Source organism: Streptomyces sp. NPDC029292 (assembly GCF_055569295.1).
In genome coordinates, this window is record NZ_JBVHXR010000021.1 from 112562 (window position 1) to 136728 (window position 24167).

The following is a 24167-nucleotide window of genomic DNA, read 5'->3' on the forward strand; positions in this document are numbered from 1 at the left end:
CCGAGGTTAATTTCCGCGTCCCGAGGGTTGGCGCGGGACCGTCCTGTCGTTATCGTTCACGAGCCCTACTCAATCGTTCCGCTGAACGAATAGCGCGAAGGACGGTCGGTCGATGTCCGACATCCACCACCCGGGACGGCGGTCGGTCCTCGCCGCGGGAGCCGCGAGCGCCGCGGCGCTCGGCGCGTCCTGGCTGCTCACCGGCTGTACGGGTGCCGCGGCCGCACCCGCTCTGCCCGCCGCCGCGCAGAAGGGCACCCCCGACCGCGGCGGCACCCTCCGCATCGCTCGGCCGCCCGCCTCCGACGCCGAGACCCTCGACCCGGCGAGCGCCCTGTCGGCGTACGAATACCTCGGCGCCCTCTACAACCGCCTGGTCCGCATCGACACGAACGGCGACCTCGCCCCCGACCTCGCCGAATCCTGGGAGCCCGACGCCAAGGCTCGCACCTGGACCTTCCGCATCCGCAAGGGCGTCACCTTCCACGACGGACGGAAGCTCACCGCGGCCGACGCCGCGTACACCCTGCGCCACATCCTCGACAAGGCGACCGCCTCACCCCAGGCCGCCGTCCTCGCCCCGCTGATCGACCCCGGCACGCTCCGCACCCCCGACGACCACACCCTCGTCGTCCCGCTCAAGACCCCCAACGCGGAGTTCCCGAGCCTCCTCACGCACTACAACTGTTATGTGGTCCCCGACGGCAGCGCCCGCTCGATCGGCCGCACCGGCATCGGCACCGGCCCCTTCGAACTGGAGTCGTTCGCACCCGCGGGCCCCGGCCGCGTCACCGCTTACGAGGACCACTGGCAGGGCCGCCCGGTCCTCGACGCGATCGCCTTCTACTCCGTCGCCGACATGTCGGCACGCTCGAATGCCTTGCTGGCAGGGCAGGTTGACCTCCTCTCGCAGACCAACCTCGACTTCGCGACGGCCCGTGTCGTCGCCGCCTCCGACCGAGCCACCATCGCCCGTGTCAAGAACGCCCAGTGGTACGTGCTGCCGTTGCTCACCACGGAGAAGCCCTTCACGGACGTACGGGTCCGGCAGGCGATGAAGCTCGCCTACGACCCCGAACACGTGGTGAAGGTCGCGTTGCAGGGCGCGGGCACGGCCGGCTGGGACAACCCGGTGCCGCCCAGCGACCCGGCCCACATCACCGCGCACCCGAAGCACGACCCGGAGAAGGCGAAGTACCTGCTGAAGCAGGCCGGGCACGAGGGTCTCGCGGTCGACCTCTACACCTCCTCGTACGACCCGATCTTCACGCCCATGGCCCTTGCCTACCAGGACTCGGCCAAGCGCGCGGGCATCCGGATCAAGGTCAAGACGGCCGCGGCCGACTCGTACTACACACAGATCTGGATGAAGAAGCCGCTGATGGCGACCTACTGGTTCACCGGCAGACCCGTCGACCAGCTCTTCACCCAGGTCTTCCGCAGTGGCTCCTCGTACAACGAGACCGCCTGGTCCGACAAGGACTTCGACGCCCTCCTCGACCGCGCCCGGCGCGAGACGGACGACAAGCGGCGGCGCGAACTGTACGGCGAGGCGCAGACCTTCGTCGTCGAGAAGGGCGGGGCCATGACCCCGATGTTCGCCGACCGGCTCGTCGGCATCTCGCGCAAAGTGCGCGGATACGCAGAGCACGGCTTCGAGTTCGACTATCTCAACATCGGTTTGAAGGGGGCCTGAACATGCTCTCCTTCATAGCCCGCCGGGTGGTCTCCGCCATCGGCACGCTGTTCCTCTCCTCGGTCCTCGTCTTCCTCGCCGTACAGGCCCTGCCCGGCGACGTCGCCACCCAGGTCCTCGGCAAGGACGCGACACCGGACGCCGTGGCCGCCCTGCGTCAGAAGCTGAAGCTCGACCAGCCGACGTGGGAGCGGTACGTCGACTGGGTTCGCGGAGCCCTGCACGGGGACTTCGGAGTCTCCCTGGTCTCCGGGAAGGCGGTCGGCGGCGAAGTCTCCATGTACCTCGGCAACTCCGCGCTGATCGCCCTCGTCACCGTCCTCTTCGCGGTCACCGGCTCTCTGCTGCTCGGCATCCTCGCGGGCCTGTACCGCGACCGCTGGCCGGACCACTTGATCTCGACGGTGAGCCTGGTCGGAATGAGCGTCCCGGAGTTCGTGGTCGCCACCGTGCTGGTGCTGTGCTTCTCGGTCGCACTGCCGTGGTTCCCCGCCGTCGTGCTGTACGGACCCGAGGCGAGCGTCGGTCAACTCCTGCCCGCCGTATGGCTTCCCGCGCTCGCCCTGGCCGTGGTGATGGCCGCGTACATCGTGCGGATGGCCCGTACATCCGTCATCGACGTGATGGCGAGCGAGTACGTCACCACCGCCCGCCTCAAGGGCCTGTCGACCTGGCGGGTCGTCACCCGGCACGCCCTGCCGAGCGCGCTCCTGCCGACTCTGCATGTCGTCGCGCTGAACGTCGCCTGGCTCGCGGGTGGAGTCGCCGTCGTCGAGAACGTCTTCAACTACCCGGGCATCGGCAAGCTGATGCTCTCCTCCGTGCAGAACCGCGACCTGCCCGTCATCCAGGCCATCGCCCTCATCAGCGCCGTCGTGTACGTCGCCTGCAACCTTGCCGCCGACCTCGGCGCCATGGCCCTCAACCCCAAGCTCCGTACGCGAGGGAGGACCCGATGACCACGCTCGACACCGCTCCGGTGGCCGCGCCGCCCGCCGCCGAGGCGCGCGCCGTCCGCGCCTGGCGCACCCTGCGCTCCTCACGGGCCGCCGCCATCGGCCTCATGATCGTCGCCGTACATGTACTGATCGCCGTGCTTGCCCCGCTCCTCACCTCGTACGACCCCATCGCCAACGACGCCTCGCGCGCGCTGCTCGGCCCGAGCCTGGAGCACTGGGCGGGCACGGACCAGTACGGGCGCGACGTCCTCGCCCGGGTGCTGTACGGCGGCCGGTACGCGCTCGGCGTCTCCGTCGCCGCGACGCTGCTGACCGTCGCGCTCGGCACGGTCGTGGGGTGTGCGGCGGCGCTGCGCGGCGGCTGGTTCGACGACGTGCTCGGGCGGGTCCTGGACGCGGTGCTCTCCGTGCCGTCGATCCTGGCGCTGCTCGTGATCGTGACGGCGCTGGGCACGGGCCCGGCGGTCATCGTCTTCGCGATAGCCGTCGTGTACGTGCCTCAGGTCGTACGGGTGGTGCGGGGCGCGGCGCTCGCCGTGGTTCCCGCCGACTACGTGACCGCGGCGCGCGCGCGTGGCGAGGGCACCTGGTCGATTCTGCGGCGCGAGATCCTGCCGAACATCACCGACGTGGTGTGCGTGGAGTTCGCGATGCGCGCGTCGTGGGTCGTGCTGCTGATCAGCTCGCTGTCCTTCCTCGGCTTCGGCGCCGATCCGCCGACCCCCGACTGGGGGCTGATGGTCGCCGAGAACCGCACCGCCATCACCGTCGTGCCGATGGCGAGCCTCGCGCCGATCATCGCCCTGGCCACGCTCGTGGTCGGGCTCAACCTCGCGGCCGACGGCCTGTCCAAGGCGTGGGGCGTCGACCGGATCAGGGAGGGCTCCTGATGACCACCTCGATCGTCTCCGTGAACTCGCTTTCCGTGGCCTACCGTTCGGGCGGGCGTGACGTGCCCGTCGTGCACGAGGTGTCGCTGGACGTGAGCGCCGGGCAGACCCTGGCGCTGGTGGGCGAGTCGGGCAGCGGGAAGTCGACCGTCGCCGCGACGCTGCTCGGCCATCTGCGGCACGGGTCCCGGATCACCGCGGGCTCGGTGGTCGTCGACGGACAGGACGTATTCGGCCTGTCCGCACGGGAGCTGAGGCGGCTGCGTGGCGGGACCATCGCCATGGTCGCCCAGAACGCGGGCCACGCGCTGACGCCGTCCATGCGGATCGGGCGGCAGATCGAGGAGGCGGGCGGCGAGGTGCCCGTCGTGGACCTCCTCGACCAGGTCCGGCTGCCCCGCCCCGTCGAACTCGCCCGCCGCTACCCGCACGAGCTCTCCGGCGGTCAGCAGCAGCGCGTCGCCATCGCCATGGCCATCGCGGCCCGCCCGAAGGTCCTCGTCCTCGACGAGCCGACGACCGGCCTCGACGTCGTCACCCAGCGCAGCGTTCTCGACCTGATCGGCGCCCTGCGCGACGAACTCGGCCTGGCCGCCGTGCTGGTGAGCCACGACCTCGGCGTCGTCGCGCACATGGCCGACGAGGTGGCGGTGTTGCGATCCGGCCGAGTTGTGGAGGCGGCGCCCACCCGTCAGCTCTTCGCGATGCCCCAAGACCCGTACACCAGACGGCTGTTGGCGAGCGTCCCGCGTCTCGACGACGCAGGGCTCGCGCTCGTCGGCGAGACGGGGGAGCGTGAGGTGCGGCCCAAGGCACAGGTGCCCAACGGCGCGCCCGTGGCGGTGTCCGCGTGTGACGTCACGATCGACTACGGCTCCTCGCGCGCCGTGCACGGCGTCTCCTTCGAGGTCCGGCGCGGCGAAGTCCTCGCGCTCGTCGGGGAGTCGGGCAGCGGCAAGTCCACGCTGGCCTGGACGCTCGCCGGCCTGCGCACCCCGTCCGGCGGAACGATGACCCATGAGTCGGGCGACCTCGCCCGCCCCGCGCAGAAGCGGCCGACGTCCCTGCGGCGCCGGGTTCAGCTCGTCTTCCAGAACGCCGATACGTCGTTGAACCCGCGCCGCTCGGTGGGCGATGCGGTCCGCCGTCCCCTGCGCTTTTTCGGCACAGCCGCCTCGGGCACAGAAGCGGCTGACCGGGCCCGGCAACTCATCGCCGACGTACGCCTGGACCCGGACCTCGCCGACCGCCTGCCCGCCCAGCTCTCCGGTGGTCAGCGCCAGCGCATCGGCATCGCACGGGCGTTGGCGGGCGAGCCGGACGTCCTGATCGCCGACGAGATCACCACGGCCCTCGACGTCTCCGTCCAGGCCGAGGTGCTGCGACTCCTCGACGACCTGCGCCGCGAACGCGAGCTCGCCTGCCTGTTCATCAGCCACGACCTCGCCGTCGTACGGGGCATCGCGGACCGCGTCGTCGTACTGCGGCACGGCGTCGTGGTCGAGGAGGGGCCCACGAACGCGGTCTTCGCCTCGCCCGGTCACCCCTATACGCGCCGGCTGATGGCGGCCGCCCTCGAACCCGAACCGGACGCCAGGCCGTTCGTCGACGAGACCGTCGACTGGGCGGACGCCGCCGAACCGGACGATCCCTGGACCGACCACGGTCACGGCCACCGGGTGCGCCGCTGGCGCCCGGCCGGCCACCCCAGCGCCGAAGGAGTTTCGTGAAGTACCGCGAGCAGTTCGATCGCCAGGTCTTTAGCGAGGACGTCTGGATCCCCACTCGCGACGGCAGTGCGCGCCTGCACGCCCGCATCTGGCGACCCACCGACGCGGACACCGATCCCGTGCCCGCGCTGCTCGAATACCTCCCGTACCGCAAGAGCGACTGGACCGCGCCCCGCGACGCCCAGCGCCACCCCTGGTACGCCGGACACGGCTACGCCTCCGTCCGCGTCGACATCCGGGGCCACGGCGACAGCGAGGGCACACCCGGCGACGAGTACGACGCGCAGGAGCTGGACGACGGCGTGGACGTCGTCAACTGGCTTGCCGCACAGCCCTGGTGCATCGGCAAGGTCGGCATGTTCGGCATCTCCTGGGGCGGCTTCAACTCCCTCCAGATCGCCGCCCTCGCCCCCGAACCGCTCAAGGCGATCGTCACCGTCTGCTCGACGGACGACCGCTACGACAACGACGTGCACTACACCGGCGGCGCCCTCCTCGGCATCGACATGCTCGCCTGGGCGGGCACCATGCTGGCCTTCGCCTCCCGCCCGCCGGACCCGGCAAACGTCGGCCGGGACCGCTGGCTGCCCATGTGGCGCGAACGCCTCGAAGCCCTCGAACCCTTCCTCCACACATGGCTGGAACACCAGCAGCGAGACGACTACTGGAGGCACGGCAGCGTCTGTGAGGACTACGGCGCGATCGACGCGGCGGTCTTCGCGGTGGGCGGCTGGAACGACCCGTACCGGGACACGGTGCTGCGGCTCGTGGAACACCTGCCGGACGACCGCGTACGAGGACTGATCGGCCCGTGGTCGCACCAGTACCCGGACCGTGGACTGCCGCCGGGCCCCGCGATCGGCTTCCTCCAGGAGACCCTGCGCTGGTGGGACCAGCACCTGAAGGGCGCCGACACGGGAGTCATGCGGGAACCGCCGCTCCGCGCCTGGATCAACGAGCCGGTGCCGCCCGCCACTTCGTACGACGTCATGCCGGGCCGTTGGGTCGGCGACCCGAACTGGCCCTCCCCGGCGGTCACGTGGGACGAACGGCCCTTGGGTACGGGCGACGCCCCCGTCCTCGTACGATCGCCCCAGCACACCGGCCTCGACGCGGGCCGTTTCTTCCCGTTCGGCAACGCGAGCGACCTTCCGCCCGACCAGCGCGAGGAGGACGGCCGCTCGGTCTGCTTCGACTCGGCGCCGCTGGAGGAGCGCGTCGAGATCCTGGGGCGCCCGCGCGTCCGGCTCCGCCTGGACAGCGCGACCCCGCGCGCCAACGTGATCGCCCGCGTCTGCGACGTCGCCCCCGACGGCTCGTCCACGCTGGTCACCCGAGGCGTGCTGAACCTCTTGTCCCGGCACGGGCGCGACAAGGCCGTGGACTGGACGCCGGGCACGTACGAGGACGTCGAGTTCGAGCTCAACGGCATCGGGTACGCCTTCCCGCCCGGCCATCGCATCCGCGTCGCCGTCTCCGACGCGTACTGGCCGTGGGTGTGGCCGCACGGCGAACGCGGCGAACTGAGCGTCGTACCGGCGCGGAGCGCACTGCTCCTTCCCGTACGGGAAGCCGGGAACGCGGAGCCGCCGATCCGCTTCGAGGAACCCGAGCAGGCGCCGCCGCTTCCCGTGACGTACGACCTGCCCAGCGACCCGAGGCCCGAGCGGCTGATCACCCACGACGTCGCCAAGGGGGAGTGGACCTTGGAGGTCGACCCCAACTACGGGGGGTCACGGACGTACCCGGACGGGCTGCGCTACGAGGAGAGCGCCCGCGAGACCTACCGCATCCGCACCGCCGACCCGCTGTCCGCCGTGGCCACCTCCGAGTGGACGATCAGGCTGAGGCGCGGGGACGATGGGGACGCGGAGATCGTCGCGCGTACGGAGCTGCGGGCCACGGCCGTGGACTTCATCATGGACAGTCGCATCGAAGCACGGGCGAACGGAGAGACAGTGGCCAAGCGCGCATGGCACCGCACCACCCCGAGGACGTCGGCATGAAGGCCGCCAAAACCCCTCGCCGTGCCGTCGCCGCCGCCGACCGCACCCGCCAGCCCACCGAAGTGCGCCGCCGCCTCATCGTGGAGGCAGCCGTACCGCTGATCGCCGAGCGCGGCTACGCGTCGGTGGGCGTGCGTGACGTCGCCGCGGCGGCCGGGGTCTCGGTCGGCACGGTCACGTATCACTTCGGGAGCGTCCAGGAGATCCTCTCCGAGGCGATGGTGCTGCACATCGAGCGGTACTACGCGGCGCTCAGCGAGGCAGCCGAGCAGGCGACCAGCAGTGCCGAGGCACTGCGGCTGCTCGTCGACGCGCTGTTCACCGAGGACACCGACCGGCACTGGCGCATGTGGTTCGACTACTGGAACGCGGGCGACCAGGACCCGGACCAGGCCTTCGCCCGAGGACAAAGTCAGCGGTACGAGGCCTGGCACACCCAGATCCGGGAACTGGCCGAACGGGGCGTCACCGACGGGGAGTTCACCTCCGACGACCTGGACGGCTTCACGGTCCGCTTCGCCGCGCTCGCCGACGGCCTGGCCCTGCAAAGGCTGCGCCAGGCGCCGCCGTTGAGCACGGAGGACGCCCGGCGCCACCTCAACCGCCTGGTCGAGACGGAGCTTCGGCGCCCCTCGGCCGAGTGACGGCCATCGCCGCCCGGAAGGTGCTGGACGATGGCGAAATGATCCGGACGCACTCCTGCTACTGGGACGTGCCGTCGGTGGCCTCGGCGATCGGCGCGGCCATGGTGAGCGCCGCCTGAATCCCGTCAGCTCACATGCTCGGCGATCACCTGTGTGATCTCCCGCGTGATGCGCACGATCCCCGGGGAGCGGACCGGGCACGGCTTCGGCGTGGACGTGGTCGGTGCCAGACAGAAGTGCAGATAGTCGTCGTCGCGGTGCAGGGCGGTGCGATCGCGGCCGGGCTGCGTGCAGTACGCGGGATGATCGTGCTCGTACGAGGTGCAGGGCAGGTACTGGGCCCAGGTGTAGCGGGCCGAGGCGGGACTCACCGCCTTGCCGGCGTCGGCGAGCAGGTCGTCGGAGGCGCGGGCGCGCGCCTCGTACAGCGCGTTCACGGTCTGGACCCGGGTGGGAGTGATCGGGTCCGGACCTTGCAGCACCCACACGATCCTGGGCCGCCGCGCCCCGCCCGCCTGCGTGATCTGGTCGGTGAGCCGTTCCATGTCCGCCTCGTACCGCTTGAAGTACGTGTTGCGCGCCTTGTCGTACGTGATGCCGTCCATGCAGGGCGTGTAACCCCAGGAGTTGCCCCAGAACTGCAGCACCACGAAGTCGGGGCGCAGTGAGCGGACCAGGGCGGCCGCTTTGTCCGCGGTCGGTACGAGGGACTTCGTCGGGGTGCCCTCCAGGTAGTCGCACAGGGTGGTGCCCGAGTACGGGGCGCTCGTGTACCGCGCGTGCAGCCGGTCCCGGAGCGACTGCCCGAGCACCTTCTGGTTCTCCATGGCGAGAGAGTCCCCGAGGTAGAGCACCGTGGGCGCCGTCGCGGAGGCCTGCGGGGACGCGGCGGCCCGCCGATGCGTGGTAGAGGTCGGCGACTGAGTGGCTCCGGGCGCCGCGGGAGCGGGCGGTGACGCCTCCGGGCCCGACGCCGGATCACCGCACGCGCCGAGCAGCAGCCCGGCCAACAGCACCCCCACGATCCACGGCTTCCGCATACGGCAACTCCCGCCCCGCCCACCGAAAGGGCTCCCCAGGCAAGCACAGGCGGGCGAAAGGGGGAAGACACGCGTCGGCCACGGGAGCGCGTCGACGGAATTCGCCGACCGGCAGCCGCTGTGGTCACACGTCCAGCTCCCTCCCGAACCTCGACGACAGGGCAAGTGCCCCGTCCGGAAGGGCCAGTTCGCCGTTCGCCCTGCGGTCCTTGAGATAGCCGTAGATCTGCACGACCTGCGCCCACAGGTGCTCACCGGCGACCAGACCTGGCCGGGCGGGACGGTCCGGGGTGACGAACCGGGGGAGCGGGTCGACCCGGGTGTGGTAGTCGACGTTGAAGAAGAGCGGGAACGAGTAGCGCTCCTCGCTGACCCGGCGGACGCGGTGCGTGGTGGAGACGTACTCGCCGTTGGTCCACAGCTCCAGCATGTCTCCGATGTTCACGACGAACGCGTCGCCGAGCGGAGGTACGTCGATCCACTCGCCCGCCCCGTTGAGCACTTCGAGGCCGGGCCCGGTGGGGCGCAGCAGTGTGAAGCACTCGTAGTCCGTGTGGGCGCCGATGCCCGGGCGGTCGGTCGCCGCCGCGTCGTACGGGTAGTGGATCAGCCGCAGCCCGCTGGGTGCCTTGGTGGCGTGCCGGCTGAACGCGTCCGGCTCCTCACCGAGCGCCACCGCGAAGGCACGGAACAGGAGTTGGCCGAAGGCGAGGACCGCCTCGTAGTACGCCGTCGTGGCCTCGCGGAAGCCGTCCAGGCCCGGCCAGGTGTTGGGGCCGAGCATGGGTGTGCCCGCGAGGACGTCGGGGTCGTCGGGCGACAGGTCGAGCGCGAGCCCGAAGGCCTCCTTGCGGTCCGCGGTGCCCTGCGCGAAGACCTCCTCGCCCTCCGGGACAAAGCCGCGATGGTGGGCGGAGCGGCCGATCCAGCTGCGCATCTTCTCCTCCTGCGGCAGGGCGAAGAAGCGGCGGGCCGCGTCGAGGAGACCGTCGAAGAGCTCCGGTGGGACGCCGTGCCCGGAAACGTACATGAATCCGACCTCGCGGGCTGCGCGGCCGAGTTGCTCCGCCACCGCATGGACGTCTTCCGGCCCGCCGTGCAGCAGACCCGACGCGTCGACGACCGGCAGGGAGGTGAAGGTCTGCGGCATGGGTCAGTCCTTGTAGTCGGGGGCGACACGGTCGAGGAGGCGCAGCAGCGCCGCCCAGGCGAGGTCGTAGGCGTCGTCGTCGGTGAAGTCGGCGACGTCCTCACCGGCCAGCTGGCGCGCGGTGTACTCGCACACGTCCGGCGGCGGCAGCACCAGCGGGCCGCCCGCCTGGGCGGTCGTCTGGATCTCACAGGCCTTCTCCAGGTAGTACATGCGCAGGAAGGCCTGGGCGGCGGTGGTCCCCACCGTCAGCAGCCCGTGGTTGCGCAGGATCATCACGGGACGGCTGCCGAGGTCGGTGACCAGTCGCTTCTGCTCGGCGAGGTTGAGGGCGACACCCTCGTAGTCGTGGTAGGCGACCCGGTCGTAGAACTCCATGGCCAGCTGGCTCACCGGCAGCAGACCGCCGCTCTGCGCGGCCACCGCGCACCCGGCTCTGGTGTGCGTGTGGAGCACGCACCGGGCGTCGGTCCGGGCGGCGTGGATCGCGCTGTGGATGACGAAACCGGCCGGGTTCACGCGGTACGGCGTCTCGTCGACGGGCCTGCCGTCCAGATCGATCTTCACCAGCGAGGAGGCAGTGATCTCCTCGAAGAGCAACCCGTACGGGTTGATGAGGAAGTGGTGCTCCGGCCCCGGCAGCCGCAACGAGATGTGCGTGAAGATGAGGTCGGTCATCCGGAAGTGCGCCACCAGCCGGTAGACGGCGGCCAGTTGACGCCGTGCCTCCCGTTCATCGGGATTCATGTGAGGCCTCCTCCTGAGCGAGCGCGCCGGCGATCAGATGCTGGAAGCGCGCGGTGATCTGGTCCCAGTGCGATACGAGGTGGTTGCGGTCGGCGGCGGGGGAGTGCCGCCCGCGCTGGAGCTGCCGCAGCACCGGCAGATCCTGGTCGTTGACCTCGAACAGCACCTCGCAGAGATCCTTGCGCGCGGTGTCGTACGCCGCCGAGGCCGCCTGGGGAGCGACGAACACCGCCATGTGCTCGACCGTGCGGTCGGGCGCCACCGGCTCCAGGGCGATCACCTGGAAGAAGTCCGGCTCGATGAACAGCAGCGCGTTCGGGAACACACAGAAGATGTCCTGCTGTTCGTGCAGCCCGTCGGGCACGTCACCGAGCAGCGGGAGCGCCGGGCCGCCGGAACCGCCCGCCGCCGTCCGGCCCGAGGCCTTGGCCCCGGCACCCCGCGGGTAGTAGCCGCCGACAATCTCCTCCGACAGGACCTCGTCCTCGATGTCGAGGAGCGTCGCGGCAGGACCGACCTGGGGGTGCACGAAGGGGAGATGGTAGAAGTCGAGGAAGTTCTCCACCACCAGCTTCCAGTTGGCGTCGATGTCGTACGGCCGCTCCTCGGCGAGATGCAGCGCGCTCAGGTCGTACGGTGCCCAGCGAGCCGCCAGGGGGGCGAGCAACTCCTCAACAGGAGAGGCGGGTTCGCCGAGGTGGACGAAGACCATCCCCGCCCACTCGCTGTGCGCGACCGGCAACAGGCCCAGCTCGTCGCGTACTTCGGGCGGCGGGCCCGAGCCCTTGGTGCGGTCCCAGTACGGGGTCCCGCACAGTGAGCCGTCCAGGTTGAACGTCCAGAAGTGGTACGGGCAGCGCAGCCGGGCGCGCGTGCTGGGCTGCTCCGAGAGGACGATGCCGCGGTGGCGGCACACGTTGTGGAAGACCCGCAGCGTGCCCTCGCGGTCACGCGTCAGCAGCAGTGGCCTGCCCGCCACGCCGACCGGCCGCGAACTGCCGGGCCGGTCCACCCAGTGGCTGAACCCCGCCCACACCCAACGGCGTTCGAAGATCAGCCGGCGTTCGGCGTCGAAGACGTCCTGGTCGGTGTACGCGCTCGCCGCCAGGACGCTGCTGCCCACCGCCCGTCCGTCGAGCGGCCCGGCCGCCTCCCGTACATGCCCCGTCATCGCCCCTCCTCCGTGCCCGCGAACAGCTCCTGGGCCCATGACTTCAACAGCAGCGCCTCGCGCCAGCGGTCCGACAGCTCCTCGCCGTCCGCGCCGGTGATGGCGTACGGCGTCGTGCCGAGCTCGCAGAGGAAGACCAGGTCCGCATCCCCTTCCGTCCGGCTCCGCCAGGACCGCATGGCCTGCTCCCACCAACCGCGAAACCGCTCCACCTGCGCCGCGTGCTGCGCGAACTCGACCGACACCTGGACCTGTTCGCGGGTGGCGACCCGTCCCTGGAGCGAGGCGCCGTGCTCCAGCAGCCGCCCGATCAGGGCGTCCACACGGGCGTCCGAGGTGTCCGGCAGTTCATTGCCGACGACGTAGTGCGACAGGTCCAACGAGAGCCCGATATCCGGCACTTCACGCACCAATCGGCCGGTGAACGCCAAGTCGTCGGTGAGTGTGTAGCGGTGCGTCTCCAGCTGGAAGGCGAAGCCCGCGGCCTGCGTCTCCTTGCGCCAGCCACGGACGAGTTCCGCGGCCTCGGCGGGGTCGTCCGGGAACAACTGGCCGCAGACGACGATCAGTTCGGCCCCGACGGTGGTGGCGTACTCGAGACTCGTGGCGAGGGGAGTGCGGTCGTTGACGAAGGCGGTCACGAGCGAGCGCAGTCCCCACGCGCGCAGCAGCGGCGCCACCTCGGCGGCAGCCGGTGCCTCGCGGGCGTACAGATCGAGGCCCACGCCCGCGAAACCGGCCCCGGCGATCCGCTCGACGCGCTCTTCGAGCGTCCAGGTCCGCCTGGCGCGCCACGGCAGGCCCTCCATGGCCCACAACGACTGGAAGACGGAAAGGCTGCGGGTCACAGGGCGACCTCCGAAGCGTACGGGCGGGCCACCACGCCGCGCGGCTCGCGCCCGGCGAGGACGTCGGCGACGGCCGCGGCGGCCTGCCGGAAGGGGCGCGCGAGAGCCTCTGCGGAGTACCACGCGGCGTGCGGATTCAGGATCAGGTTCGGGCAGTCGAGGAGCGGGGCGTCCGGTGGTGGTGGCTCGACGGGCAGTACGTCGAGCGCGGCGCCCGCGAGATGGCCCGTGCGCAGGGCCGCGGCGAGCGCGGTGTGGTCGATCAGCGGGCCGCGGGCGGTGTTCACGAGGTACGAGCCCGGCTTCATGGCGGCGAGCGCGGCCCCGTCGATCAACCCGGCGGACTCGGCGGTCAGCGGCAGATGCAGACTGACCACGTCTGCCTGAGCGAGGACGTCCGTGAGCGCGCAGCTGGTGGGGTGGCGCGGGTCATGGACCACGACGCGCATGCCCAGCGCCGCCGCCCGATCGCCCACCGCGCGTCCGATCCGCCCGTGCCCGATCAGCCCGAGCACCGTCCCCGCGATCCGGCGCGGGGCCGCCTCCGTGACATCCCAGCGGCCGGCCCGCACGGAATGGTCCAGGGCGGTCACGCCGCGCAACAGCGACAGAACCAGCGCGACGGTGTGGTCGGCGACCTCCTGGGTGCAGTAGCCCGCGCCGGCCGTCACCCACGCGCCCTGCCGGACCACGGCGTCGACCGGCACATGGTCGTACCCGGTGGACGTGACGGCCACGATCCGCAGACCGGGCAGGGCGCGAATGTGATCGGCGGTGAGCGGGATCTCGGGCCCGGCGAGCAGGGCCACCACGTCGGGACCGCAGGGCACCCGGTCGGCGGCCGTCGTCTCGACCGGCGCGCCGCCGAGCCCGGCGGCGACGTCGTCCACCGACCCGTACGCGTCCAGCAGCACCACCCGCGGCGTCATGAACGCCCCGCGGTGACCGGCTTGTCCACCGGCGTGACCGGTTCGCTGAGGGTGCGCGCCCCGCCGCCTCGGTAGCGCAGACCCACCTCGGCCCCCACCGCGGGCACGCGGCCACCGGCGGGCACGGTCACCACCAGCGGCTCCGCACATCCGGCCACGCTCACCGTCACCCGCGTACGCGGACCCTGGAACACCACGCCCTCGACCGCCACCCGGGTCGCGTTCGCGTCGTCGGTGAGCACGAGGTCCTCCGGCCGGATCACCGTGGACCCGTCCGCCGCGCCCGCCACCGGCAGCGCGAGGGCTTCGACGCGTCCGCCGCTCACCGGCAGCAGATTCGCCTCGCCCAGGAACTGCGCCACGAACGGCGTGGCCGGACGGTGGTACACGTCCTCGGGCGTGCCGATCTGTTCGATCCGGCCGCCGTTCATGATGGCCACGAGGTCGGACATCGACAGCGCCTCGGTCTGGTCGTGGGTGACCGCGACGGTGGTCGTGCCGGTCTCCCGCTGGATACGGCCCAGTTCGTACTGCATCGCCTCCCGCAACTGCTTGTCGAGGGCGGCCAGCGGCTCGTCCAGGAGCAGTAGCGCCGGCTCGTACACCAGGGCGCGGGCGAGCGCGATGCGCTGCTGCTGACCGCCGCTGAGCGACTGCACCCGGCGGTCGCCCAGCTCCGGCAGCCGCACCAGCTCCAGGGCGCGGGCGACGCGCTCGCGCCGCCGCTCCTTGGGCATCTTCCGGGCCAGCAGCGGGAATTCGACGTTCTGTGCGACCGTGCGGTGCGGGAAGAGGGCGTAGTTCTGGAAGACCACACCGATGTCCCGCTTCTCCGGCGGTACGCCCGTCAGCGGCTGCCCGCCGAGCAGCACCCGGCCCGAGGCCGCCTCCGTGAACCCGGCCAGTACGTTGAGGGTGGTCGTCTTGCCGCTGCCGCTGGGCCCGAGCAGCGTGACGAACGAACCTGCGGGCACGGTGAGGCTGACGTCCCGGAGGATCGGAGTGCCTCCCAGGCTGACGTTCAGGGCGTCGATCTCGACGGTCACGCTCATGACTTCCTCCTTGTGCGAGGGCCGGTCAGCAGCACGGTGAGCCCGAGCAGCGCCACGGCCATGCCCATCACCAGCGCGCTGACGGCTGCGATCGCGGGCGAGGCCTGCTGGCCCGCGTCCAGCCACAGCAGCGTCGGCAGGGTCTCCTCGCCGGGCGGGCTCAGGTAGTAGGACAGAACGGACTCGTCGAAGCAGAGCCCGAAGGCGAGTACCGCGGATCCGGCGATACTCCGTGCCACCAGCGGGAGTTCGACCCGCCACAGCACCGACGGCCAGCCGTGTCCCAGGCTGCGGGCGGCCCGCGACAGGGCGGGGTCCACCTTGCTGAGCCCGGCCGACACGGACAGACAGACCAGCGGCGCGGCGAGCGTGGCCTGACCCAGGATCAGGGTGCGGATGCCCGCGCTGCCGCCCAGGTCGTCCACCGCCAGATACAGGCCGAGCGCGAGCACCAGCGGGGGCACGACCATCGGCGCGATCATGACCGTCCGCAGCAGCCGGGCACCGCGGCGCGTCCGGCGCAGCGCGAGGGCCGCGCCCGTACCCGCGACCACGGCGAGCACGGTCGCCGTCCCGGCCGTGTAGAGGGACTGCCCGAATGCCGCCTGCCAGTCGGCGCTGGTGAACACCTCCGTCAGCCAGCGCAGCGAGAACCCGGAGGGCGGGAAGGTGAGGTAGCGGTCCGCGCTGAACGCGATCGGTAGGATCGCGAGCAGCGGAGCGAGCAGGAACACGGCCGTGAGGACCGCGACCACGATCACCCAGGGCGACAACCGCCGGAAGGCGCCGCGTAGTTCACCCGTCACGTCGGTCTCGTCCATCACACCCGCTCCCACTGCTCGCTGATGCGCAGGAACCGGTCGGCCACCAGATAGAGCCCGAGCGTCGCGACCAGGAGCGCGACCCCCATGGCGGCCGCCCCGCCCAGACTCTGCATCCGCCCGAACTCGGTGCCGATCACCGTCGCCGTCACCTGACTTCCGGGACCGCCCAGGAAGGCCGGTGTCACATAGAAGCCCAGCGACATCACGAAGACGAGGACCGCGCCGGCGACCGCACCCGGGCGCAGCGCGGGCAGCACCACCGTGCGCAGCACCAGCCACTCGCCCGCGCCCAGACTGCGCGCGGCGCGTATCTGTGCCGGGTCGAGGGAGCGCAGCGCCGCGTACACCGGCAGCACCATGTACGGCAGCATGATGTGGACCATCGCCGGGATCAGACCGGGCAGCGTCTGATAGAGGCCGAGGCCGTCCCGCGAGAGTCCCAGCGTTTTCGCGAGGGAGTCGAGCGCGCCCTGCGGTTGCAGCATCAGCACCCAGCCGTACGTCCTGACGAGCAGCGAGATCCAGAAGGTCAGGAAGAGTGCGCCGAACAGCGCACGGGCGAGCGTCTTGCGGGCGAGGCCCAGCGCGAGGGCGTACAGCACCCCGAGCGCGGCCGTGCAGGCGGTGACCAGCGTCGCCATCCACAGTGTGCGCCAGGCCGCGCGCAGGAACAGGGCGCTGCGGAACGGCTCGGCGAACATGCCGAGCGGACCGTGGTCCGCGCTGCCCGCGACCACCACCGCGACCAGCGGACCGGCCAGCCCGAACAGCAGCAGGGCGAGCGGCGGCAGGAACAGCCAGCGGGCGCCGCTGCTCCCTGCCGAACTGCGGGTGCGTATCGGTGACTTGTCGAGGACGGCCGTCATGCGCCCACCCAGTTGGTGAACTTCTCCACGTACGTGGCGTCCGTCTTGCCGAGATAGTCCACGTCGACGCTGAGCTGCTTGGCGACGTTGTCGGGGGCGCTCGGCGTGAGGGCCAGCTCCTTGGCGGAGAGCAGGTCGAGCGCCTTGGAGACGGTCGGCCCCAGATAGATCTTCTTCGCCATCAGTGCCTGCTGCTCGGGCGTCGACATGTAGTCGAGGAGCGCGTTGGCGGCGTCCGCGTGCTGCGGCTTCTGCGGCATCGTGAAGGAGCTCCAGGGGTAGAGCATCGCGTCCTGGAAGGTGAAGTCGACCGGCTTGCCGTCGTTCTTGAGCTGGATCATGCGGGCGCTGGAGGTGGCGATCATCGACGCGCTGCCCTGGGCCATGTACTGCTGGCCCTGCGCATAGGTGTCGTAGAAGATCATGTGCGGCTTGAGCTCGTTCAGTTTGGCGATTGCGCGGTCGAAGTCGAGCGGATAGATCTTGTCCTTGGCGACACCGTCCGCGAGCAGGGCCAGCTCGAAGACGCCCATGTAGAGGGACTTGGGGAAGGCGCGCTTGCCGGGGAACTTCTTGGTGTCGAAGAAGTCGGCCCAACTCGTCGGCGTGGACGCGAGCTTGGTGGACCAGCCCATCACCTGGCTCCACGCGTAGCCGCCCGCGCAGTAGTCCTGGTAGGCCTTCGGCACCAGATCGCAGCGGCGGACCCAGTCGGCCAGCTTGCCCGGCGCCTTGCCCGAGGCGATCAGTCCCGCCACCGAGTAGCCGTCGAAGTCGATCAGGTCCCAGGCCGGGCTCGAACTGTCCAGCATCGACAGGAACTTGCCGTAGTCCCAGGCCGCCTGGACGACCCGCGCCCCGGAGACCTTCGCGTACGGATCGAAACAGTCCTTCTGGCGTATCTCGTACGTCTCACCGCCGAACCCGGAGACGACCACCTGACGCGTTCTGATCCGCGGCCACTTGGCGTCGACGTCCGACGGCGCGTACGTCGACGCCGCCCCCGTCGTGCCGCCGCTGTCGTTCTCCGCACCGCCGCACGCGGTCAGCAGAGCGGGCGCCGCCAGGGCGCCCCCCATGGTCCAGAAGGCCCGGGACATGAACTGGCGCCGGGAAGAGGGAGAAAAGCGAGGGTGAGACATGAAGCCTCCGACGGATTGGCTCCGAGAAGCGGGAGACGGCAGCTGATGTGGAAGTAGAGTAGGACTCGAACTTCCGATGTTGCGGTCACGAAATAATTCAGCCGTAGATACTTACGCGTCTGAAACACGCCGCTCCGACGCGCGGGGCCCGGCTCCGTCAACACCCCGCGCAGACCCCACGATTGAGGACGGAATGACGCAGATCGCGCTCGACGCCACCGATCAGGCGCTGCTGGCCGAGGTCCGGCGCGACGGCCGCACCACCTACGAGGCGCTCTCCCTGGCCCTGGGCATGTCCCGCCCCGCCGCCCGCGCCCGGTTGCAGCGACTGCTGGACGCCGGGGTCGTCAGCATCGTCGGCGTCGTCCACCCGTCGGTCTTCGGCCTCACGGCGTACGCGCATGTCGCCGTCGCCGTCGACGGCCCCGTCCTGCCCGTCGCCGAACATGTCTGCGCGATGGGCGACGCCGTCTATGTCTCCGCCGTCGCGGGCCGGTTCCCGCTCGTCGCCGAGCTGCGCAGCACCGACCAGGCCGCGCTGGCCGACGCGGTCCGGCGGGTGTCCGCGCTGCCCGGCGTCCGGGAGACCCGCACGGCCGTCTACACGGAGATCCTGCAACACGCCCACTTCCCGCCCGGCCCCTACAAGGCCACCCCGATCGACGAGACGGACCGGGCCCTGATGGAATGGCTCCAGCGGGACGGCCGTACGCCCTTCGCCGAACTCGGCGGCGCGGTCGGCCTGTCCACCAGCGCGGCCCGCACCCGGGTGCTGCGCCTCCTCGAGTCGGGCGCCGTGCACATCGGGGCGCGCGTCCAGCCCGACGCGCTCGGCGCGACCCGCCTGTGCGGATTCCAGCTGACCCTCGACGGAGCCCGCTCCGACGCGGCGCTCTCCGTCGTACGAGAGCTGGACGAGGTGGAGTACCTGGCCAACTCCCTCGGTCGCAGCGACGCGATCGGCACCGCAGCGAGCCACTCAGCCGAGGGCGAACTGCACTTCCTGGAAACCCTGCGGGCCGTCCCCGGAGTGCGTTCGGTCGAATCGTGGACGCACCTGCGGCTCCTGAAGGAGGACTACGCGCCACCGGCGGCCGGCGGCAGCTCCTGAGTGCCGGGGTCCGCCCTGGGCCTCGCGCTCAAGCAGCCTCACGCCGGCTTGTTTCCTCCTGTACCGGAACAATCACCGTATATGCGCAGATGGTGAGAAAATCGATACGAAGCTTTCCCGTCCGAAGAGGGGATGCGCGTGGCCCTGGATGCCGTCGCCGACGAGCTGTACGGGCTGCGGCCGGAGCAGTTCACCGCCGCCCGGAACGAGCGCGCGGCGGCAGCCCGCACGGCCGGGGATCGCACGCTCGCGGAGCAGATCAGCGGCCTGCGCCGCCCCAGCCTGTCCGCCTGGGCCAGCAACCTCCTGGTACACGAACAGCCCGACGAGATCCAGCCCCTTCTCGACCTCGGCGCAGCCCTGCGGCAGGCACACCACGACCTCAACGGCGAGCAGCTGCGTGAGCTCACCCAACGGCAGCGGGCTCTGACCAGTGCGCTGTCCCGGCAGGCCGGACGGCTCGCCGCCGACGCGGGGCATCCCATCAGTGACGACGCCCGGCAGGAGGTCCAGGACACCCTGCAGGCGGTGCTCGCCGATCCGGACGCGGCGAGGCGATGGGCCGCGGGCCGGCTGGTCAAGCCCCTTGGCCCGGCCGTCGGCTTCCCCGCCGCCGTTCGGACGCCGCCGCGCCGAAGCAGTCCACCGGTCCGTCCGGCGAAGCCGCCGCCGGCCGACCGGGAGGATTCCGCGGCGGCGGAACAGCGGCGCAAAGAGCTTTCCCAAGCCCGCCGGGCGGCCGGGGACGCCGAACGCGAACTGCGGGCGCGCGAGGAGGAGGCAGCGGCAGCAGGCCGGGAGGCGCAGGACGCCAAGGAGCGGCTGGACACACTGCGGCAGCGCGTCAGCGCCTTGACCGAGGACCTCAACAACGCTGAAAAGCAGCACGGACAGGCACGTGCCGACGAGCGCCGGGCGCGAGAGCGGTTGCGCGAGACGGACCGTCAGGTGCGTGACGCCCGAAGCCGAGCGACCACTGCGGCCGCGCACGTTGAGCGACTGGCTGCCGGCGACCGTGGCGGACACCGAGCTCGGTCGACCGCCGCAGCACCGCGCGGGCCGCGGTAGGCCGACGGGGGCGGACCCCGGATACCGGGTCGCAACCAGTCGCATTGCCCGGATGGCGCACCCTGCTTCGGCCCTGACTCCCCGCATGATGCGCCGAACAGAACCTAGGCTGGCCGTCATGAGCGCACACTTTGACGTGGTGGTCCTGGGCGCCGGCCCGGGAGGATATGTCGCGGCGATCAGGGCCGCCCAGCTCGGCCTCAGCACAGCGATTGTCGAGGAGAAGTACTGGGGCGGTGTGTGCCTCAACGTGGGGTGCATCCCGTCGAAGGCGCTGCTGCGCAACGCGGAGCTGGCCCACATCTTCACCCAGGAGGCCAAGACCTTCGGCATCCGGGTGAACGGCGAGGTGAGCTTCGACTACGGCGAGGCCTTCACCCGCAGCCGCAAGGTGGCAGACGGACGCGTCAAGGGCGTCCACTTCCTGATGAAGAAGAACAAGATCACCCAGTACACCGGCCACGGCACCTTCAGCGACGACCACACCCTCCAGGTCGCCCTCGCCGACGGCGGTACGGAAACCGTCACCTTCGGCCACTGCATCATCGCCGCCGGCGCCACCACGAAGCTGCTGCCCGGCACCTCGCTCAGCGAGCGTGTGGTGACGTACGAGGAGCAGATCCTGTCCGACACACTCCCGGAGAGCATCATCATCGCGGGCGCCGGCGCCATCGGCGTCGAGTTCGCGTACGTACTGCACAACTACGGCGTCCAGGTCACCCTCGTCGAGTTCCTCGACCGCATCGTCCCCCTGGAGGACGAGGAGGTCTCCGCGGAGCTGACGCGCCGCTACAAGCGGCTCGGCGTCAACGTCCTGACCTCCACCCGGGTCGAGGCGATCAACGACTCGGGCGATTCGGTCAAGGTCATGGTGACCACCGGCGGCCAGCGGCAGACGCTCGAGGCCGGCAAGGTGTTGCAGGCGATCGGCTTCCAGCCGCGCGTGCAGGGCTACGGTCTGGAGAACACCGGTGTGAAGCTCACCGACCGCGGGGCGATCGACATCGACGGGCGCTGTCGCACGAGCGTCCCGCACATCTACGCCATCGGTGACGTGACGGCGAAGCTGATGCTCGCCCATGCGGCCGAGTCGATGGGCATCGTGGCGGCCGAGACGATCGCCGACGCGGAGACCATGGAGCTCGACTACGTCATGATCCCGCGGGCGACCTATTGCCAGCCGCAGATCGCCAGCTTCGGCTGGACCGAGGCGCAGGCCCGTGAGAAGGGCTTCGACGTCAAGGTGGCGAAGTTCCCGTTCACCGCCAACGGCAAGTCGCACGGTCTGGGCGACACCGCGGGCTTCGTCAAGATCCTCAGCGACGCCCGGTACGGCGAGCTCCTCGGCGCTCACCTGATCGGCCCCGAGGTCACCGAGCTCCTCCCGGAACTGACCCTCGCCCAGCAGTGGGACCTGACCGTCCACGAGGTCGCGCGCAATGTGCACGGCCACCCGACGCTCGGCGAGGCGGTCAAGGAGGCCATCCACGGGCTGGCCGGTCACATGATCAACATGTGACCCGGAGCCATCGTCGCCATGACCGGCGGTGGCACCCGCGTGGCGCCGGGCGGCGCGCGGGTGAGCCGAGCTGGGCGGTGACCGCCATGATCCTGGTGGCGGTCACCCTCCAGCTGATGCTCTGACGGTGAAGCCCGGACCACAGAGTGTTCCTGACGCTCACCTCTCCGGAGAGTCGCCCGTCAGCAGCTCCAGCAGCTCCGCCAGCGGCAGTGGCTTGGCCAGGTGCGCGTCGAACCCGGCCGCGCGGGACTGACCGTGGTCGGAGCCCCGGCTGAACCCGGAGACCGCGATGAGGCGCAGCCTGTCGCCGTGCGGGCGCGAGCGCACCTCGCGGGCGACCGCGTACCCGTCGATGTCGGGCAGCCCCAGGTCGCACAGCACGACGTCGAAGAGGTGGGACTCGGTGGCCGTGAGGGCGTCCGCGCCGGTGTGTACGGCCGTGACGTGGTGCCCCTGCCGCTCCAGCAGGGTGCGATAGGTCGTGGCCAGGTCCGTGTTGTCCTCGACGATCAGGATGGCCAGCTGTCGGGGCGCGGGACGGGCCGGCGGTGCGAGGCGCGGCTCCGGGGTGCCTGAGGGGGCGAGGGGGAGCAGGGCGCTGAACGAGGCACCGGTACCCGGTCCGTCGCTGTGCGCGCTGATCCGGCCGCCGTGGAGTTCGACGATCGTGCGGACCACCGCGAGCCCGAGGCCGAGCCCCTCGGGGGTACTGGGGCCCGCCGGAGCCGCCCGCATGAAGACCCCGAACAGGTCCTCGGCCTGGCCCGGTTCGAAGCCGATGCCGTCGTCCTCGACGGTCAGCCGCACCTGTCCGTCCGCCGTCGACAGACGCACCTGTGTACGGCCTTCGGGGAGCGTGTACTTGAGCGCGTTGGACAGCAGATTGGTCAGCACCTGGGCGAGCCGCAGCCGGTCCCCGTCGACAAGCACCGGCTCGGCGGGCAGCGCGACGTCGAGCACACGGCCCTCATGGCCGAACAGGCCGCGGATGTCCGCGCAGGCGCTGTCCACGACGGCGCGCAGATCGGTCCGTTCGCGCACCAGATCCAGGCGGCCGGTCACGGCCCGCGTCCCGTCGAGGAGGTCGTTGCTCATCCGCGCCAGTGTGCCGAGCTGCCGCTCCAGGACCGACAGCGCCGGATGGCCTTCGGGCAGGTCGAGCGCGAGCAGTTCGGTGGCCGCGGTGGCGGCGGCGAGCGGATTGCGCAGCTCGTGCGAGAGGGTCGCGATGAACCGGTCCTTGGCCTGCTGCTCCTCCCGCAACGTCCGCCCCGCCGCGTCGAGTTCGGCGTTGGCGCGGCTGAGCTGCTCATTGACCTCGCGGATCTCCCGGGCCCGGACGAAGAGGTCGATCTCCATGCCCTGCGCGCGCATCTGTGCCTCGGCGGCGGCACGCTCCTGCTCGCGTCCCACCCGGCGCAGATGGACGAAGTCGGTGACGTCCTCCACGCGATGGATGATGTGCGACACCCGGCCGTCCCCGTCCAGCACCGGCGTGTTGACGGGACTCCAGTACCGCTCGACGAACGCCCCCGCCTCGCCCGTCGGGATGTCGTACCGCTGCAACGCCATGGTGTCCGTGCGCCCGGTGGCCACCACGGTCCGCAACGAGCGGCGCAGGTTGGCGACACCGTCCGCCGAGGGGTCGTCGGGGTTGTCGGGGAACACGTCGAAGATGAGGCGCCCGACGATGCTCCGCCCGGTGCGGGTGGCCGTCAGATACGCGCGGTTGACCTCCACGATCGTGAAGTCGGGCGCCAGGACCAGCAGTGGGGACAGCGTCGAGTCGAACAGGCGCCGGAAGTCCGGGACGGGATGCGGGACGCTCGCGGACATGGCGGCCCTCAGGGATCGAGTCGGTAGCCGTAGCCGCGCACCGTGGTGATCCGCGGTGCGGGTGTGGGCAGGCCGGTGAGCTTGCCGCGCAGCCGGTAGACGTGCTCGACGACGGTCGCGGGCTGCTGCCAGGACGCTCCCCAGATCTGCTCCAGCAACTGCTCGGCGGAGAAGACCCGGCCGGGGGAGCGGGCCAGCAGCTCCAACAGGGCGTACTCCTTGGGCCGCAGCGTCAGCGGAACGCCCGCGACGTAGGCCTGGTGGGCCGCCGTGTCGACGCGCAACGCCCCGACCTGGAGGACGGCCGGCGCATCGGGCGGCTGGGAGCGGCGCAGCACGGCACGGATCCGGGCCACGAGTTCGCGCTGCGAGAACGGCTTGACCAGGTAGTCGTCGGCGCCGATCTCCAGGCCCGCCACCCGGTCCGTCTCGTCACCGCGCCCGGAGATGACGATCACGGGGAGACGGCTGGTGGAGCGCAGGGCCCGCAGCAGCTCCAGGCCACTGCCGTCCGGTAACCCCAGATCGAGGACGGCCAGCTCGATCGCACCGTCGTACATGGCGGCCTTCCCGGCCCGGGCGTCGATCGCCCACGTGACGGTGAACCCCTCGCGCACCAGATAGGAACGGCACATCAGTGCGAAATCGGGATCGTCTTCGATCAGCGCGAGGTGAGGACGCATCCCGCACCACCCGGCCCAGCTGCCGCCCCCATGTTGTGTCGCTGGTGAGCGGGCGTTGATGCCCCGACCATGTGGCGAAGGTAGAACAGGAACCGCCCACGGTTCAAGGGGGAGCCGCCCGGGGGGAGTTCCGGGGGGGGGGGGGGGGGGGGGGGGGGGGGGGGGGCGGCGGGGGGGGGAGGGGGGGGGGGGGGGGGGGGGGGGGGGTGTTTGGTGTTGTTTTGTGTGTATCTGCCCGGTGTGTGTACGACAG

23 protein-coding genes are annotated in these 24167 nt (G+C 71.0%); 11 read left to right on the forward strand and 12 right to left on the reverse strand.

Annotation, left to right across the window (positions count from 1 at the left end; translation table 11 throughout):
* The first annotated feature begins 112 nt into the window (after window positions 1-112).
* Genes ACZ4WS_RS36825 through ACZ4WS_RS36855 form a run of 7 tightly spaced genes read left to right on the forward strand, consistent with a single transcriptional unit; the run spans window position 113 to window position 8044 of the window.
* Complete coding sequence (locus ACZ4WS_RS36825; RefSeq protein WP_467987256.1) at window positions 113-1696, forward strand: ABC transporter substrate-binding protein; 1584 nt, start codon at window positions 113-115, stop codon at window positions 1694-1696.
* Between the two features lie 2 nt (window positions 1697-1698).
* Window positions 1699-2655, forward strand: coding sequence for an ABC transporter permease (locus ACZ4WS_RS36830; RefSeq protein ID WP_467987257.1), 957 nt, complete (start codon window positions 1699-1701; stop codon window positions 2653-2655).
* Window positions 2652-3545 carry an ABC transporter permease gene (locus tag ACZ4WS_RS36835; RefSeq protein WP_467987259.1) on the forward strand — a complete coding sequence of 298 codons (894 nt, stop codon included), beginning with the start codon at window positions 2652-2654 and terminating at the stop codon, window positions 3543-3545. Before ACZ4WS_RS36830 ends, ACZ4WS_RS36835 begins: the two co-directional genes overlap by 4 nt.
* On the forward strand, window positions 3545-5275 hold the full coding sequence (locus tag ACZ4WS_RS36840) for a dipeptide ABC transporter ATP-binding protein (RefSeq protein WP_467987260.1): 1731 nt from the start codon (window positions 3545-3547) through the stop codon (window positions 5273-5275). The genes ACZ4WS_RS36835 and ACZ4WS_RS36840 overlap by 1 nt, the downstream gene beginning before the upstream one ends.
* Window positions 5272-7281 (forward strand): CocE/NonD family hydrolase, encoded by a 2010-nt coding sequence (locus tag ACZ4WS_RS36845; protein WP_467987261.1) that lies wholly within the window; start codon window positions 5272-5274, stop codon window positions 7279-7281. The genes ACZ4WS_RS36840 and ACZ4WS_RS36845 overlap by 4 nt, the downstream gene beginning before the upstream one ends.
* Window positions 7278-7925: a TetR/AcrR family transcriptional regulator gene (locus ACZ4WS_RS36850; RefSeq protein ID WP_467987263.1), complete on the forward strand. Its 648-nt coding sequence runs from the start codon at window positions 7278-7280 to the stop codon at window positions 7923-7925. Before ACZ4WS_RS36845 ends, ACZ4WS_RS36850 begins: the two co-directional genes overlap by 4 nt.
* On the forward strand, window positions 7922-8044 hold the full coding sequence (locus tag ACZ4WS_RS36855) for a hypothetical protein (protein WP_467987265.1): 123 nt from the start codon (window positions 7922-7924) through the stop codon (window positions 8042-8044). The genes ACZ4WS_RS36850 and ACZ4WS_RS36855 overlap by 4 nt, the downstream gene beginning before the upstream one ends.
* 6 nt (window positions 8045-8050) lie before the next feature.
* On the opposite strand, the gene ACZ4WS_RS36860 is transcribed toward ACZ4WS_RS36855, so the two are convergent.
* The 10 genes from ACZ4WS_RS36860 to ACZ4WS_RS36905 form a co-directional block, all read right to left on the reverse strand.
* Window positions 8051-8965, reverse strand: coding sequence for an SGNH/GDSL hydrolase family protein (locus ACZ4WS_RS36860; protein WP_467987266.1), 915 nt, complete (start codon window positions 8963-8965; stop codon window positions 8051-8053).
* A 124-nt stretch (window positions 8966-9089) separates the two neighbouring features.
* Window positions 9090-10115, reverse strand: a complete 1026-nt coding sequence (locus ACZ4WS_RS36865) for an isopenicillin N synthase family dioxygenase (RefSeq protein WP_467987268.1) — start codon at window positions 10113-10115, stop codon at window positions 9090-9092.
* A 3-nt stretch (window positions 10116-10118) separates the two neighbouring features.
* On the reverse strand, window positions 10119-10862 hold the full coding sequence (locus ACZ4WS_RS36870) for a class II aldolase/adducin family protein (protein ID WP_467987269.1): 744 nt from the start codon (window positions 10860-10862) through the stop codon (window positions 10119-10121).
* Window positions 10849-12033, reverse strand: a complete 1185-nt coding sequence (locus tag ACZ4WS_RS36875; protein WP_467987270.1) for an aromatic ring-hydroxylating oxygenase subunit alpha — start codon at window positions 12031-12033, stop codon at window positions 10849-10851. Before ACZ4WS_RS36875 ends, ACZ4WS_RS36870 begins: the two co-directional genes overlap by 14 nt.
* On the reverse strand, window positions 12030-12881 hold the full coding sequence (locus tag ACZ4WS_RS36880; RefSeq protein ID WP_467987272.1) for a sugar phosphate isomerase/epimerase family protein: 852 nt from the start codon (window positions 12879-12881) through the stop codon (window positions 12030-12032). Before ACZ4WS_RS36880 ends, ACZ4WS_RS36875 begins: the two co-directional genes overlap by 4 nt.
* A complete protein-coding gene (locus ACZ4WS_RS36885) occupies window positions 12878-13810 on the reverse strand; it encodes an NAD(P)-dependent oxidoreductase (protein WP_467987273.1) in 933 nt (310 codons plus the stop codon). Before ACZ4WS_RS36885 ends, ACZ4WS_RS36880 begins: the two co-directional genes overlap by 4 nt.
* A complete protein-coding gene (locus ACZ4WS_RS36890; RefSeq protein WP_467987274.1) occupies window positions 13807-14862 on the reverse strand; it encodes an ABC transporter ATP-binding protein in 1056 nt (351 codons plus the stop codon). Before ACZ4WS_RS36890 ends, ACZ4WS_RS36885 begins: the two co-directional genes overlap by 4 nt.
* A complete protein-coding gene (locus tag ACZ4WS_RS36895; RefSeq protein ID WP_467987275.1) occupies window positions 14859-15683 on the reverse strand; it encodes an ABC transporter permease in 825 nt (274 codons plus the stop codon). The genes ACZ4WS_RS36890 and ACZ4WS_RS36895 overlap by 4 nt, the downstream gene beginning before the upstream one ends.
* Window positions 15683-16552 carry an ABC transporter permease gene (locus ACZ4WS_RS36900; protein WP_467987276.1) on the reverse strand — a complete coding sequence of 290 codons (870 nt, stop codon included), beginning with the start codon at window positions 16550-16552 and terminating at the stop codon, window positions 15683-15685. Before ACZ4WS_RS36900 ends, ACZ4WS_RS36895 begins: the two co-directional genes overlap by 1 nt.
* Complete coding sequence (locus ACZ4WS_RS36905; RefSeq protein ID WP_467987277.1) at window positions 16549-17652, reverse strand: extracellular solute-binding protein; 1104 nt, start codon at window positions 17650-17652, stop codon at window positions 16549-16551. The genes ACZ4WS_RS36900 and ACZ4WS_RS36905 overlap by 4 nt, the downstream gene beginning before the upstream one ends.
* Before the next feature lie 235 nt (window positions 17653-17887).
* Here ACZ4WS_RS36905 and ACZ4WS_RS36910 point away from each other — a divergent pair, with 235 nt between their 5' ends.
* From ACZ4WS_RS36910 to ACZ4WS_RS36925, 4 genes are all read left to right on the forward strand, one after another.
* Window positions 17888-18805 carry an Lrp/AsnC family transcriptional regulator gene (locus ACZ4WS_RS36910; protein ID WP_467987278.1) on the forward strand — a complete coding sequence of 306 codons (918 nt, stop codon included), beginning with the start codon at window positions 17888-17890 and terminating at the stop codon, window positions 18803-18805.
* Between the two features lie 138 nt (window positions 18806-18943).
* On the forward strand, window positions 18944-19873 hold the full coding sequence (locus tag ACZ4WS_RS36915) for a hypothetical protein (protein WP_467987279.1): 930 nt from the start codon (window positions 18944-18946) through the stop codon (window positions 19871-19873).
* Between the two features lie 118 nt (window positions 19874-19991).
* Complete coding sequence (lpdA, locus tag ACZ4WS_RS36920; protein ID WP_467987280.1) at window positions 19992-21392, forward strand: dihydrolipoyl dehydrogenase; 1401 nt, start codon at window positions 19992-19994, stop codon at window positions 21390-21392.
* Complete coding sequence (locus ACZ4WS_RS36925) at window positions 21389-21517, forward strand: hypothetical protein (RefSeq protein WP_467987281.1); 129 nt, start codon at window positions 21389-21391, stop codon at window positions 21515-21517. Before lpdA ends, ACZ4WS_RS36925 begins: the two co-directional genes overlap by 4 nt.
* A gap of 34 nt (window positions 21518-21551) precedes the next feature.
* On the opposite strand, the gene ACZ4WS_RS36930 is transcribed toward ACZ4WS_RS36925, so the two are convergent.
* Window positions 21552-23231 (reverse strand): hybrid sensor histidine kinase/response regulator, encoded by a 1680-nt coding sequence (locus tag ACZ4WS_RS36930; protein WP_467987283.1) that lies wholly within the window; start codon window positions 23229-23231, stop codon window positions 21552-21554.
* Between the two features lie 8 nt (window positions 23232-23239).
* The gene (locus ACZ4WS_RS36935; RefSeq protein ID WP_467987284.1) at window positions 23240-23914 is read right to left on the reverse strand and encodes a response regulator transcription factor; all 675 of its coding nucleotides are present in this window, start codon (window positions 23912-23914) and stop codon (window positions 23240-23242) included.
* Window positions 23915-24167 lie beyond the last annotated feature (253 nt).